General features: G+C 67.3%; 11 protein-coding genes. 1 reads left to right on the top strand and 10 read right to left on the bottom strand.

Translation table 11 applies throughout. From position 1 onward, the window contains the following. Positions 1-175: 175 nt before the first annotated feature. From CJ014_RS23585 to CJ014_RS23540, 10 genes are all read right to left on the bottom strand, one after another. Positions 176-1,180: an ABC transporter permease subunit gene (locus CJ014_RS23585; RefSeq protein ID WP_100082958.1), complete on the bottom strand. Its 1,005-nt coding sequence runs from the start codon at positions 1,178-1,180 to the stop codon at positions 176-178. A gap of 32 nt (positions 1,181-1,212) precedes the next feature. After that, positions 1,213-2,760 carry a sugar ABC transporter ATP-binding protein gene (locus CJ014_RS23580; RefSeq protein WP_100082957.1) on the bottom strand — a complete coding sequence of 516 codons (1,548 nt, stop codon included), beginning with the start codon at positions 2,758-2,760 and terminating at the stop codon, positions 1,213-1,215. Further along, positions 2,744-4,012, bottom strand: coding sequence for an ROK family protein (locus tag CJ014_RS23575; RefSeq protein ID WP_100082956.1), 1,269 nt, complete (start codon positions 4,010-4,012; stop codon positions 2,744-2,746). The genes CJ014_RS23580 and CJ014_RS23575 overlap by 17 nt, the downstream gene beginning before the upstream one ends. Before the next feature lie 274 nt (positions 4,013-4,286). Next, positions 4,287-5,849, bottom strand: coding sequence for a D-aminopeptidase (locus CJ014_RS23570; protein ID WP_100082955.1), 1,563 nt, complete (start codon positions 5,847-5,849; stop codon positions 4,287-4,289). A gap of 85 nt (positions 5,850-5,934) precedes the next feature. Beyond that, positions 5,935-6,753 (bottom strand): ABC transporter permease, encoded by an 819-nt coding sequence (locus CJ014_RS23565; protein ID WP_100082954.1) that lies wholly within the window; start codon positions 6,751-6,753, stop codon positions 5,935-5,937. Further along, entirely contained in the window at positions 6,750-7,538 is a 789-nt protein-coding gene (locus tag CJ014_RS23560) for an ABC transporter ATP-binding protein (RefSeq protein ID WP_165790966.1), read from the bottom strand. Before CJ014_RS23560 ends, CJ014_RS23565 begins: the two co-directional genes overlap by 4 nt. 62 nt (positions 7,539-7,600) lie before the next feature. Then, a complete protein-coding gene (locus CJ014_RS23555; RefSeq protein ID WP_100082953.1) occupies positions 7,601-8,644 on the bottom strand; it encodes an ABC transporter substrate-binding protein in 1,044 nt (347 codons plus the stop codon). Between the two features lie 184 nt (positions 8,645-8,828). Beyond that, entirely contained in the window at positions 8,829-9,950 is a 1,122-nt protein-coding gene (locus tag CJ014_RS23550) for a DmpA family aminopeptidase (protein WP_245427598.1), read from the bottom strand. Between the two features lie 1,138 nt (positions 9,951-11,088). Further along, positions 11,089-12,459, bottom strand: a complete 1,371-nt coding sequence (locus CJ014_RS23545) for a PleD family two-component system response regulator (RefSeq protein ID WP_100082951.1) — start codon at positions 12,457-12,459, stop codon at positions 11,089-11,091. A 25-nt stretch (positions 12,460-12,484) separates the two neighbouring features. Then, positions 12,485-12,856: a response regulator gene (locus tag CJ014_RS23540; RefSeq protein ID WP_026790833.1), complete on the bottom strand. Its 372-nt coding sequence runs from the start codon at positions 12,854-12,856 to the stop codon at positions 12,485-12,487. A 174-nt stretch (positions 12,857-13,030) separates the two neighbouring features. Here CJ014_RS23540 and CJ014_RS23535 point away from each other — a divergent pair, with 174 nt between their 5' ends. Further along, complete coding sequence (locus tag CJ014_RS23535; protein WP_100082950.1) at positions 13,031-13,318, top strand: DUF3572 domain-containing protein; 288 nt, start codon at positions 13,031-13,033, stop codon at positions 13,316-13,318. Positions 13,319-13,348: the final 30 nt, after the last annotated feature.

Raw genomic sequence — 13,348 nt, 5'->3', positions numbered from 1 at the left:
GGCTGGGCCTGACGGATCTCCTCCCGCCCGACGCGCCTGCTGTGTCCGGCCGGCCGCGAGGCGGTCCCGCCGGTGGATTGCCGGGGTATCGCGATTGCCGGAGAGGCCGGCGGGCACGACACCCCAGATGCGGAGGCGGGGACGGCCCGCCGCCGAATTCTGCCTGGCGAACGCTCTAGGTGCGGGCGCCGCCCTGCGAACGGACGCGGTCGAGCGCCACGGCGATGATGATGACGAGGCCCTTGATGATGTACTGCCAGATGTCGCTGACGCCGACGAGCACCAGGCCGTTGGACAGGACGGCGATGATCAGCGCGCCGATCAGCGTGCCCCAGATCGAGCCGACGCCGCCGGTGAACGAGGTGCCGCCCAGGATGACGGCGGCGATGGCGTCGAGCTCGTAGGACTGGCCGAGCTGGGTGCCGTTGGCCGCGAACAGGCGCGCCGCGCTCATCACGCCGCCGAGGCCGGCCATCAGCCCCGAGAAGCCGTAGACGAACAGAAACACCGCCCAGACCTTGATGCCGGAGAGACGGGCGGCGCTCTCGTTGCCGCCGGTGGCATAGATATGCACGCCGAGCACCGTCCGGCGCAGGATGATCCAGGTGACGATCACCGACAGGAAGGCGATGATCACCAGCCAGGGAATGCCGAAGAGGTAGCCGTTGCCGATGAAGGCGAAGGGCAGGTGCGAGTTGAAGACGGTGGTGTCGTTGCCGAGCAGGCGGGCGACGCCGCGCACGGCGGTGAGCGAGCCGAGCGTCGTGATGAACGGCGGCAGGCCGATGAAGGCGACCAGCGAACCGTTGATCAGGCCGAACACCAGGCCGGCGAACAGCGCCAGCGGAATGCCGATCATGCCCATGTCGGGGACCAGCGAGCCGATCACCGCCACCATGGCCGAGGCGGCCAGGATCGAGCCGACGGACAGGTCGATGCCGCCGGTCAGGATCACCGCCGTCATGCCGCAGGCCAGCACGGTGTTGATCGACGCCTGCTGGGTGACGATGGAGAGATTCTGCCCCGAGAAGAAGCGGCCCGACATCAATTGGAAACCGATGCCGAGCAGGATCAGGATCGGCAGCATGCCGACCGTGCGGATGATCTGCTGGATGAGAATCTGGCGATTGGCAGCGGCCTTTTCGCGGGTGAGAGCGGCCGACGAAGTTTCCTGGGACATGGCGGTTCCCTTGTTTTATGTCTCTTCTGGCGTCAGGCGGCCGGGGCGCTCGGGTGAGCGAGGCCGGCGGCCAGGGCGATGATGTTTTCCTGGGTGATCGCGATGCCGGTGGTGCCGCCGACCTCGCCAGCGATATGGCCTTCCCGCATCACCAGCACGCGGTCGGCGATGCCGACCACTTCCGGCATCTCCGAGGAGATGACCAGCACGCCGATGCCCGCCTTCACGAGATCGTCGATGATGCGGTAGATTTCGGACTTGGCGCCGATGTCGACGCCGCGCGTCGGCTCGTCGAGGATCAGCACGCGCGGCCGCGTCTCCAGGAGCCGCGACAGCAGCACCTTCTGCTGGTTGCCGCCCGACAGCGAACCCACCTCGACCACCGGCCCGGCGACGCGGATCGACAGCGCCCTGATGGCGTCGACCGCCCGTCCCCTCGCCTTCCTGAGGTCGAGCAGGCCGCCCTTGCCGGCGTCGCGGCCGATGACCTGCAGGTTGATGTTCTCCTGCACCGTCATGTCGAGGAACAGGCCCTGCCCCTTGCGGTCCTCGGTGAGATAGACGATGCCGGCGTCCACCGCCTGGATCGGCCTGACGATGTCGAGCGGCTTGCCGTCGAGCGCCACCGTGCCGCTCTTGCGGGCGTCGGCGCCGTAGATCAGGCGGGCCAGCTCGGTGCGTCCCGAGCCGACCAGGCCGGCGAGGCAGAGCACCTCGCCGCGGTGCAGATCGAAGGAGCAGCCGCGCACGCGGCGGCCGTCGCTCATGTCGCGCACCGACAGGATCACCTCGCCGCGGCTGCCCTCGGCGTCGTGGTCCTTCTTGTAGAACTTGGAGAGATCGCGGCCGACCATCATCTTGACCAGCGTCTCGGCCTTGAGCTCGTCGCGCAGGAGCGTGCCGACGTAGGCGCCGTCGCGCAGCACCGAGCAGCGGTCGGCCAGCTCGTAGACCTCGGCCATGCGGTGCGAGATGTAGATGATGGCGAGGCCGTCGGCGCGCAGCGTGCGGATCAGGTCGAACAGCTTGTCGGTCTCGCGCGACGACAGGGCGGTCGTCGGCTCGTCCATCACCAGGATGCGGGCGTTGGCGTGGATGGCGCGGGCGATCTCCACCATCTGCCGTTCGGCGATCGACAGCGTCGATACCACCGTCGCCGGGCCGAAGCCGGCGCCGAGCCGGTCGAGCACGCCCTGGCACTCGCGGCGCATGCGCGCCCGGTCGACCTGGCCGCCCGACGACAGTTCGCGTCCGAGATAGATGTTCTCGGCCACCGTCAGGTTGGGCGACAGGCTGAGCTCCTGGTAGATGACGGCGATGCCCAGCGTCTTGGCGCTGAGCGGGCCGTCGATATGGGCGAGCTTGCCGTCGATGCGGATCTCGCCGCCGGGGTCGGCCTTGTAGGCGCCGGACAGGATCTTCATCAGCGTCGACTTGCCGGCGCCGTTCTCGCCCATCAGGGCGTGCACCTCGCCCGGATAGACGGTGAGCTCGACGCCCGCCAGCGCCTTGACGCCCGGGAAGGTCTTGGTGATGCCCCGCATTTCGAGGATGGGTGTCGGCTCAGGCGCGGACGGCATAGTCTCTGAACTCCCTGAACATGGGCGCCGTGCCGGTCAGGATCGACGAGCGCGGCGAGAAGTTGAAGAACAGCGGCAGCGTGGCGGCGCCGAGCGCGCCGGCCCGAGCCCGGAACGAGCCGTCGAGCACCGTCGGGGCGGCCACGCTTTCCGGCGTGGCGGCGGCGAGCGCCGCGGCAAGACGCTCGACGATGGCCTCGATCAGGCCGCAGTCGAGGTCGCCCTCGAGGATGACGTGGTCGACGTCGAGCGTCGCCGTCGTCGCGAGGATGGCCGGCACGAAGGCGGCGACGGCGTCGTCGATCCACTCGTCGAAGGCGACCGGGCGCGGCGCGCGGCGGAACAGGTCGCCGATCTCGGCCAGCGTGTCGACGGCGTGTCCGTGCCAGCGCAGATGCCGCTTCAGGCCGGCCAGCGACGTGCGGGTGAGCAGCACGTCGAAAGAGCGCTGCGGCCGCGGCACCGACGGCAGCGTGGAGGCCGGCACCGGCATCATGGCGAAGTCGCCGGCGTTGCCATGGCCGCCGCGCAGGCAGTCGCCGTCGAGCACGACGCCGCCGCCGACGGCGCCGCCGATGAACAGATAGACGAAGTCGGACAATGCGCGGCCGTGGCCGTAGAACAGCTCGGCGATGGCGGCGGCGTTGCCGTCGTTCTCCAGGAACACCGGGATGCCGGTCTCCGCCTCGAGGGCGGCGCAGAAATCGAAGTCGTCCCACAGGCGGAAGGAGCTGGCCGGCAGCTCCAGCTCCCTCAGCCAGCTGCCGAGGTGGTAGGGCTGGGCGAGGCCGATGCCGGCGAGCCGTTCCCAGCGCTCCGGGCCGATCTCCCGCTCGATCGACTTGATGTCGCCGGCGACGGCGGCCAGCATGTCCTTGGGCGGCGGCAGCAGCGTGTCGTGCGACCGGCTGGCCAGGATGTGGCCGCCGAAATCGACGCAGACGGTCTCGCAGCCGACGCGGTCGATGCGGACGCCGATGGAATACGCCCCCTCCGGGGCGAGCGCCAGCATGGTGGCCGGCTGGCCGCGCTGCCCCTCGCGCTTCTTGCCCAGCTCGACGACGAGGCCGGCGGCGCCGAGATAGGCGGTGATGGTGCCGATGGCGTTGTTGGTCAGGCCGGCCGCCCGGGCGAGGTCGGCTTTCGACGCCTCGCCGAAACGGCGCAGCGCCTGCAACACGATCCGCTCGTTGTAGAGACGGACCTGAGCAGAGTTCGACCCCTGCCCGGTCCGCGTCTTGCGGGCCGACATTCTCACTCCCCCCGGAGCAAAGGCAAGCAACCGAACCTGTCAGGCTGTTGAAAGTGGCGACGACGGCCTCCCAACCGTCGTCGCCCAGCCGAGGCAAGTTCTCCCGTGCTTCCCTCGATTAATTAATTCACGGTGATGAACCTAGGTCCGATGAGCCGGACGGTCAATTCAACCAAAAGAATGACCCGGATGGCGTTGACTCGACCAATGGGTTATTGCATCGCGCGCAAGCGCAATGCCGGGCAAAAATTGAATTGTTTCAAGGAACAAGCGGTCAGGCGAGGCGCGAAAACACAACGTTTCGGGCCAGCCAACAGCCGAGGGCGAGGCCCTCGACGGCGCCGTCGGCCGTCCGGCGGACGCGGACCGTCCAGTCGCCCGGCGCCGGCGCGTCCATGCCGCGCGGCGTCGAAAGCTTCCAGACGTCGGCGGCGACGGGGCTCATCGCGTGCATCGGACCGCGGCCGAGGAAGCCGTCGAAGCGGGCAGCGAAGGTGGAACCGGCGGCGTCGATGTCCAGCACGGACTCGGTCTCGGGCGACCAGTAGCGGCCGGCGATGTCCGGCGCAGCCGCTCCGGCGAGCCGCGCCGCGACGCCGCGGAGGTTGTCGCCGGGACGGTCGACCGCGAGGCCGTCGCCGTCGCGGGACAGCGTCATGCCGGCGGAGCGGGCGATATTGTCCGGCCCGAAGGCCAGCACTTCGGTGCCGCCGGCGAAGCGGGCGAGAATGGCGCCGCCATGGGCGGTGACGTCGAGCATGAGGCCGGACGACGGCTCGAGATAGGCGCCGGTCCACGACCGGTCGGCGGGGGTGTCGCCGGCCGGCGCCGCGGCCGGCCGGCCGAGGGCGGCGCGCATCAGGAAAAGGGCGGCGGCGTGCGCGTCGGCCTCGTGGTTGAACATCACCACCACCGACAGCCGCTCCTCCGCCGCGTGCAGGCGGCGAATGCGGAAACCGCGCAGGGCGCCGCCGTGGCCGGTCAGGGCGACATCGTCGATTCGGTCGTGGCCGAGGCCCATGCCGTAGCGGGCCGGACGCCCGTCGGCGAAGGCGGACGGCGCCGACAAGCGCCGGTAAAGCCCATCCGCATCGTTGCGGGTACGGTCGATGAAGCGCTCCCAGGCGAGCATGTCGTCGAGCGTCGCCGCCACGCCGGCATCGCCCGCCCAGAAGATGCGATTCGTCGCCGGGAACCAGCCGACGGCGGCGTTGCCCTCGTGGCCGACGGCGCCGTTGAGCGGCGATGCCGTGTCGGCGGCCAGGCGGGCGTCGCGCATGCCGGCCGGGCCGAAGATGTGGCGCGCGTAGAGTTCGGCGAGCGAGCGGCCGGACTGCTCCTCCAGGAGATCGGCGACAATGCGGAAATTGCCGTTGGAATAGGAATACTGGCTGCCCGGCTCGAAGTGGGTGGTCTTCATGCGGCCGAACAGCGGCCGCGCATCCTCGCGGCGGAAGACGCCCTCGTGATGGGCGCCGTGCAGCGCGGTGAGCGCCCAGTAGTCGCGCAGGCCCGAGCGGTTGTCGCAGAGCTCGCGGGCGGTCGGCCGCCGTCCCTTAAGGTTCGGCAGGAAGCCGGCGATCCGGTCGTCGAGCGGCGACGGGTCGCCGAGGAGGTCGAGCAGCACGCCGCATGTCATCTGCTTGCTGATCGAGCAGATCGGCATCAGGCGGGACGGCGTCATCGCCAGCCCCGTGTCGGGATCGGCGTAGCCCCAGGCCTCTCTGACGACCCCCTCGCCGTCCTTGATCACGCCGACCGCGCCGCCCGGCCCCTTGAAACGCTCCGGCAGCGAGGCCACGGCGGCGGCGAGGGCGGCACGATCGATCGACGACATCTTCACTTTTCCTTCGGATGAACCCGGTGCAGCTAAGGGGGCAATTCCCCGCCGCGCAAGGTCTTTTCCGGCAAAGTCCGTTCGCTCAGTGCGACATGGTGGACCGGTGCGCCCAGCCGGTCATGCGCTTTTCCACCCAGGCCATGATCGAGTACATGACGATGCCCTCGACGGCGAGCGCCAACAGGCCGGCGAACACCAGCGGTACGTTGAACTGGCTCTGGGCCGAGCTCATCAGGTTGCCGAGGCCGTAGTTGGAGGCGACCGTTTCCGACACCACCGAGCCGACGAAGGCCAGCGTGATCGCCACCTTCAGCGAGCCGAAGAAATAGGGCATCGAGCGGGGGATGCCGACCTTCAGCATGATATCGAGCTTCTTGGCGCCAAGCGCCCTCAGCACGTCCTCGGTCTCCGGCTCGATGGTGGCGAGGCCGGTGGCGACGTTGACGACGATCGGGAAGAAGGAGATCAGGAAGGCGGTCAGCATGGCCGGCACCGCGCCGATGCCGAACCAGATGACCAGGATCGGCACCACCGCCACCTTGGGCACGGCGTTGAAGCCGATCATCAGCGGATAGAGGCCGGCGTAGATCACCTTGGACCAGCCGATGAACAGGCCGAGGGCGAGGCCGCCGACCACCGCCATCAGAAAGCCGAGCGTCGTCGTGTAGAGCGTCTGCAGCGAGTTCTTCCAGATCGGCGACCAATACTGGTAGAGTGCCGCGAAGATGCGCGAGGGCGCCGGCAGCACGGTGTAGGGCAGATCGAAGATGCGGACCGCCGCCTCCCAGATCGCGAACAGGGCGACGGTGTAGAGCCAGGGCGACGCCTTCACCCAGTCGATGCGGGCGATCAGCGGCCGTGCCGGCTCGGGCTTCTGGATATCCTCGATGACCGCGCTCATGCCGCCCTCCTGGCGCTGGCGATCTCGCCGTGCAGTTCGTGGACCACGTCGTTGAAGGCCTTGTCGTAGGTGATCTCGAGATCGCGCGGCCGGGCGAACGGCACGCGATGCTCGCGCAGCACGCGGCCGGGCCGGGCGCTCATCACCAGGATCTTGTCGGCGAGGAACACCGCCTCGCGCAGGTCGTGGGTGACCAGGACGATGGTGACGTCCTGCGCCGCGTGCAGGTCGCGGATGACGCACCAGAGCTCCTCGCGGGTGAAGGCGTCGAGGGCGCCGAACGGCTCGTCCAGCATCAGAAGCTGCGGCTCGTGGATCAGCGCCCGGCAGAGGTTGGCGCGCTGCTGCATGCCGCCGGAAAGCTGCCAGGGATATTTCGAGCCGAAGTCCTTGAGGCCGACCACCTCGAGCAGATGCTCGGCCTTCTCCACGTATTCCGCCTTGTGGGCGCGCAACCGCTTCCTGTGCCGCTCGACGATCTCCAGCGGCAGCAGGATGTTGTCGAGCGTGGTACGCCAGGGCAGCATGCTGGGGTTCTGGAAGGCCATGCCGACGATGCTCACCGGCTCGGTGACGTGCTGGCCGGCGACGATGACGTTGCCGGCCTGCGGAATGTGCAGTCCGGTGACGAGGCGCATCAGCGTCGACTTGCCGCAGCCGGACGGGCCGACCACGGCGGCGAACTCGCCCTTGTCGACCTTGAAGGTGAGATCGGCGACGGCCAGCGTGCCGCTCGCCCCGCCATAGCGCATGTCGACGTTTTCGATGGAGACGAGGTGGGTCATTTGTCGGGCGTTTCCGGAAAAAGGCGGGACCGGCCGGCGGGACCGACCGGTCCGGAGCTCGATCAGGGCAGCTTGCGTTCGGCTTCCGGCGGCAGGAAACTGGCGTCGAACACCTTGTCGGCGGTCACCGTGCCCTTGAGGCCCATCGAGGTCTTCAGCGTCTCGATGGAGGCGGCGAGCCGCGCCGGATCGACGCCGCCCATGCCGTGCTCGGCGACATAGGGCGTCTTGATGTTCTGGGCGTTGGCCATGGTGAGGCGTTCGAGCTCGATGTCGGAGTTCAGCGTCTCGTTGCGCTTCAGCACCGCCTCGACGCCCTCCTCGGGGTTGGCGACCGCGTCGGCGAAGCCCTTGGCGAGCGCCTTGAGCACGCCCTTCACGGCATCCGGGTTGTTGGCGGCGAAGTCGGTGTTGACGGTGACGGTGTTGCCGTAGAGGTTGAGGCCGTGCTCGGCCATCAGGATCGGCACGATGTCGTCGGCCGGCACGCCCTGCGCCTTGAGGTTCAGGATCACCGAGAAGGAAAAGCCGAACACGGCGTCGACGTCGCCCTTGGCCAGCATCGGCTCGCGCACCGGGAAGCCGACCGACTCGAGCGTGATCTTGCTGTCGTCGATGCCGGCCACCGCCTTGAAGGCCTTCCACTGGGCAAAGGCGCCGTCCGGCGGCGGCGCGCCGAGCTTCTTGCCTTCGAGCGACTTGGGATCGTCGGTGATGCCGAGCGACTTGCGGCCGACCACGGCGAAGGTCGGACGGTCGTAGACCATGAAGACGCCGGTGATCTTCTGCGACGGATCCTCGTCGAGGAGCTTGATCAGCGAGTTGATGTCGCCGAAGCCCATGTCGTAGGTGCCGGTGGCAACGCGGGAGATGGCTTCCACCGAGCCGTTGCCGCTGTCGATGGTGACGTCGAGCCCCTCCGCCTTGAAGTAGCCCTTGTCGAGCGCCAGCAGGAAGCCGGCGGCCGGCCCCTCGAACTTCCAGTCGAGGGTGAATTTGACCGGCGTGTCGGCAAAGGCGGCGGTGGCGCCGGCGGCGAGCGAGGCGATCCCGGCAAGACCGACGAAAGCGGCCCTCGCGGCAAGGCGGCGGGCGGATTTCAGCATGACGTTCCCCTTATTGGCTTGGAATGACACCATCTTGCCGGGGAAGCGATAGCGATTGCAAGCCAAATTGCTCATTGTCTAAGCAACTTGCACCTTGCCTTATTTCTATGCTGTGACGTGGGCGAATCTGCCTTCAGGAGCGGCAATCGGCTGTGGATAGCTGCAATGGCCGCCCTCCAGGAGATCATCCGCTCCGGCCGAAGGTCGCCGCCAGCCAGTCGTGCGGCAGCGCCGGCACGACGTTGCCGTCGCGGCCGGTCATATCGGCATTGGCGACGAGGGCGTTGAGGATGGCCTCTTCCACCGCCTGGACGGTGGCGTCGAAGAACGGATCGATGTCGACGTCGGGGATGGAGACCAGCGACGCCAGGCGCCCGGACGGACCGGTGGCCGCCTCGCCGTTGGCGGTGGAGAAGGCGAGGAAGATGTCGCCGGACGAATTGTAGCCGAGACCGCCGGTCCAGGCGATGCCGAGCGGCACGCGCCGGGCGAGGCGCTTCAACTGGTGCGGCAACAGCGGCGCATCGGTGGCGACGATGGCGATGATCGAGCTTTTCTCGGCGCGCGGCGTCGCCTGGACGACGGGCGGTTCGGCGAGCTCCGCGCCGGCGCGGCGGCCACGGATCACCAGATTACGCCGGTTGCCGAAGTTGCTCTGCACGAACACGCCGAGGGTGAAGGTCTCGCCGGCCCAGCCGACGCGGCGCGAGGCGGTACCGGAACCGGCCTTGAACTCGAAGGTGGACATGCCGGTGCCGCCGCCCACCGAGCCCTCGTCGAGCGGTCCGGCGACCGCGCCGTCCAGGGCGGCGAAAACATCAGCCTCGGTCAGGTGATGGCCGTTGATGTCGCTCAGGAAGCCGTCATAGGTCTCGCCGGCCACCGGCAGTCCCCAGGCCGAGGCGAGCGCCTCGGGCCGGTTGGCCGCCACCCACTTCAGCGTGGCGTCGCGGGCGACGCCGAGCGAATGGGTGTTGGTGATGGTGATCGGCAGGCTGAAGGCGCCGACCTCCTCGATCAGATGGATGCCGGTGAGCTCGCCATTGCCGTTGCCGGAGAAGAAGCCGGCGTGACAGGGTCGGGCGATGTCGGCCGGCGGCCGCGGCAGGATGGCCGTCACGCCGGTCCGCACCGGGCCGCGGCCGACTTGGAGCGGCCCGTCGCCGGAGATCAGCGTCGTATAGCCGACGCTGACGCCGGCAACGTCGGTGATGGCGTTGAAGGCGCCCGGCTCGCCATCGAAGGGAATGGCGAAAGCGCGGGCGCGCGGCAGGCCCGACGGCGTCGAGAAATGAAAGTCTGTCACGGTCGCTGCGTCTCCGGCGGGTGTTTTCTTCGGCGGGAGATGCAGGATAGGCGCCGGCCGGGCCGGAAAGGCAAGAGTGGTCGATCGATGCCGGGTCAACGAGGAGGCCACTCTCGCCGGCATCGACCGACCGACCCGACAAGACCAGGAGATGCGGCGGACCTGGCTTCACCGGGTTGTAGTTTGGAAAGTATATGTACTCTTTCCAAAATCTCTAGACTATCAACGATATTGTTCTACCGTTTTAACGAGTTGTTTACAACATCAACCCGGCAAGACGCTGCGCCTCAGTGAGTTAATCATAAAAAGGTAACCTTAATTCCAGCATCGGCGGCCTGTGAACATCGCGCGGCATCGGCCGCCCACAGCCGACCGGCGAAGAACGCTTCGAGAGCATCGGACCGAAAAGTGGACTCCGGTTTTCGGAAAATCCGATGCGATAACAAAAGGCTGGAGCGGCGCCGGCGTAGCTGGAGCAAATTCCCGGGCACGCCATTTCTCAAGCTGGCCCGGAAATTTGCCCAAGTCTGTGAACGTTCTTGTCACGCCGTCATCGCCGAGCGCATCGCCTCCCATGGTCCCATAGATTGTCATCCTCGCGCAGGCGAGGACCTCGGGACGAGAAGGTGGTGAGGGGTATATCGGGCGCCCCAGCGTTGCTGGAGCGCTATATCGGCGTCGAGCTTTGTTCTGCCCGAGGTCCTCGCCTGCGCGAGGATGACAGATTTATATAGAGGGAACAAAGGGATAGGTCAGCGCGCACTGTACCTCCCATAGATTGTCATCCTCGCGAAGGCGAGGACCTCGGGACGAGAAGGTGATGAGGGGTGTATCGGGCGCCCCCAGCGTTGCTGGAGCGCTATATCGGCGTCGAGCTTTGTTCTGCCCGAGGTCCTCGCCTGCGAGAGGAGGACAGCTTTATATCGAGGATGACAGCTTTATACATGAGGAACAAAGGGATAGGTCGGCACACCGGTACCCGAGGCAAATTCCCGGGTGCGCTATTTCTCGAGCTTGCCCGGGAATTTGCCCCGGATATGGCGTCGGCTTGTTTTCCAGCGTCCGCCGGGCCGGAAAGTCATCGACCCTCCGGGCGACGCGACAGGGCGTAATTCAGGAAAAAGCCGCGAACGGCCTGTCAGGCGGCGGCGAGAACGACGCGGTTGCGGCCTTCCGCCTTGGCGCGGTAGAGGGCGTTGTCGGCCCGCTTCAGCAGCGATTCCGGCGTGTCGCCGTCGTGCAGGATATAGGCGGCGCCGACGGAAATCGTCACGTCGACGAACGCCGCCCCGCCGTGAATGGCGAAGGGATCGCGGGCGATCTTGGTGCGCAGCCGCTCGGCGACGATGGAGGCGATGCCGTAGTCGGTTTCCGGCATGACGATGACGAATTCCTCGCCGCCGAAACGGCAGGGAAGATCGAGGGCCCGCAGGTTGCGGCGGATGCGGGTGGCGAACTCGCGCAGGATCTCGTCGCCGGCGTCGTGGCCGTGGGTGTCGTTGACCTTCTTGAAATAGTCGATGTCGACGATCAGCAGCGACAGGTCGCCCTTCTTCTCGGTGGTGCGCTCGACCAGCGCGGCGAGATGCGAATCCAGGTAGCGGCGATTGTAGAGGCCGGTCAGCGCGTCGGTGATGGCAAGCTCCATCGTCTGCAGCACGCTGGCGCGCAGCCGGTCGGTGTAGCGCTTGCGGCGGATCTGGGTGCGGCAGCGGGCCGTCAGTTCCTGGGTATCGACGGGACGGACCAGGTAGTCGTTGATGCCGAGATCGAGGCCGCGCGCCAACCGGCTGTCCTCGTCCGGATCGGCGATCAGCAGGATCGGCAGCAGGCGCGTCCGGTCGAGCGACCTGAGCTGCGAGCAGAGGCGTAGCGCGTCGTAGTCGTCGAGGCTCGTCGATACCAGCGCCAGGTCGTAGTCGCCCTCGGCGGCGCGGAACAGGGCTTCCTGCGGGTTGGTCTCGATGTCGACGGCCATTTCGCCGGCCAGCGCCTGGGCGATGCGCACATAGGCCGAGCGGCGGTCCTCGACCAGCAGGATGCGGCCGGGGGCGCGGGCGGTGAGGTCGGCGTAGGTCATCGCCCGGTCGAAGGCGACCGAGCCCTGGTTGGCTCGGAGATCGAGCTCGTCGGTGAGCTGCTTCAGACGGACGAGGCTCTTGACGCGGGTGATGAGCTGGGTGTCGGACACCGGCTTGGTGAGGAAGTCGTCGGCGCCGACCTCGAGGCCGTGGACGCGGTCGGCCGGCTGGTCGAGGGCGGTGACCATGATCACCGGCAACTGCGTCGTCCTGGGATTGGCGCGGATGCGGCGGCAGACCTCGAAGCCGTCCATGCCCGGCATCATGACGTCGAGCAGCACGATGTCGTAGGCGGCGTTGTCGAGCATGGCCAGCGCCTCGGCGCCGGAGGTGGCGGTGTGGACATCGAAGTATTCGGCGGTGAGTCGGGCCTCCATGAGGCGCACGTTGACCAGGATGTCGTCGACAACAAGAATACGCGCTGTCATCACACTCTTCCGTTCCGGACGACGCCTACTGGTCGCCGATATAGGTCCGCACCGTCTCGATGAATTTGGAAACCGAGATCGGCTTGGAAATATAGGCCTCGCAGCCGCCCTGACGGATGCGCTCCTCGTCGCCCTTCATGGCAAAGGCGGTGACCGCGACCACCGGGATCGAGCGCAGTTCGTCGTCCTCCTTCAGCCACTTGGTGACCTCGAGCCCCGACACTTCCGGCAACTGGATGTCCATCAGGACGAGATCCGGCCGGTGGGTGCGCACCAGCTCCAGGGCCTCGATGCCGTTGCGTGTCTGAATCGTGCGATAACCGTGCGCTTCCAGGAGATCGTGGAAGAGCTTCATGTTGAGCTCGTTGTCCTCGACGATGAGAACTGTCTTGGCCATTCGACTCTCTTTCCGCCTCGCGCGCCGGTGCAGCCGGGTGCTCGGCGGGTTTTCATTCCTGCGCACTCGGCTCGTACGCAGGAACGCCTTCCGGTAGGGATAGGTTGCCGCACTGATTCCAGTATAACAAATATAGTATGGATTCCTTTAGCAATCCCAAACGATGGTCCGAACATGCCCATTGATAAAAGGCTTAACGTCGACGCGGCGGAGGAATTGGCCATTTCCGCCCTCGGCTATCTCGCCGGCAACCCGGATGCGCTCGGCCGCTTCCTGTCACTTTCCGGCATCGGCCCGGCCGATCTTAGGGCGGCGGCGCGCGAGCCCGGCTTTCTCGCCGGCGTCCTGGAATTCTTCCTGGCCGATGAAGCGCTGCTGCTGTCCTTCGTCGAGGAGGCGCGGATAAGGCCGACCATGATCGCGGCCGCGCGCCACGCGCTGGCCGGCGACAGCGAGTTCTGACCGGCCGGCCAGCCGGGTCCAGGCGGCGGG

Source organism: Pleomorphomonas carboxyditropha (assembly GCF_002770725.1).
Lineage (GTDB): Bacteria > Pseudomonadota > Alphaproteobacteria > Rhizobiales > Pleomorphomonadaceae > Pleomorphomonas > Pleomorphomonas carboxyditropha.
This window is presented reverse-complemented; position numbering and strand designations above follow the sequence as displayed.

What these genes read in the sequence shown, in the direction of transcription:
- CJ014_RS23580 (WP_100082957.1), bottom strand. Translation starts at nt 2,760, where the DNA reads ATGCCGTCCGCGCCTGAGCCGACACCCATCCTCGAAATGCGGGGCATC.
- CJ014_RS23545 (WP_100082951.1), bottom strand. Translation starts at nt 12,459, where the DNA reads ATGACAGCGCGTATTCTTGTTGTCGACGACATCCTGGTCAACGTGCGC.
- CJ014_RS23560 (WP_165790966.1), bottom strand. Translation starts at nt 7,538, where the DNA reads ATGACCCACCTCGTCTCCATCGAAAACGTCGACATGCGCTATGGCGGG.
- CJ014_RS23555 (WP_100082953.1), bottom strand. Translation starts at nt 8,644, where the DNA reads ATGCTGAAATCCGCCCGCCGCCTTGCCGCGAGGGCCGCTTTCGTCGGT.
- CJ014_RS23535 (WP_100082950.1), top strand. Translation starts at nt 13,031, where the DNA reads ATGCCCATTGATAAAAGGCTTAACGTCGACGCGGCGGAGGAATTGGCC.
- CJ014_RS23565 (WP_100082954.1), bottom strand. Translation starts at nt 6,753, where the DNA reads ATGAGCGCGGTCATCGAGGATATCCAGAAGCCCGAGCCGGCACGGCCG.
- CJ014_RS23540 (WP_026790833.1), bottom strand. Translation starts at nt 12,856, where the DNA reads ATGGCCAAGACAGTTCTCATCGTCGAGGACAACGAGCTCAACATGAAG.
- CJ014_RS23570 (WP_100082955.1), bottom strand. Translation starts at nt 5,849, where the DNA reads ATGTCGTCGATCGATCGTGCCGCCCTCGCCGCCGCCGTGGCCTCGCTG.
- CJ014_RS23585 (WP_100082958.1), bottom strand. Translation starts at nt 1,180, where the DNA reads ATGTCCCAGGAAACTTCGTCGGCCGCTCTCACCCGCGAAAAGGCCGCT.
- CJ014_RS23575 (WP_100082956.1), bottom strand. Translation starts at nt 4,012, where the DNA reads ATGTCGGCCCGCAAGACGCGGACCGGGCAGGGGTCGAACTCTGCTCAG.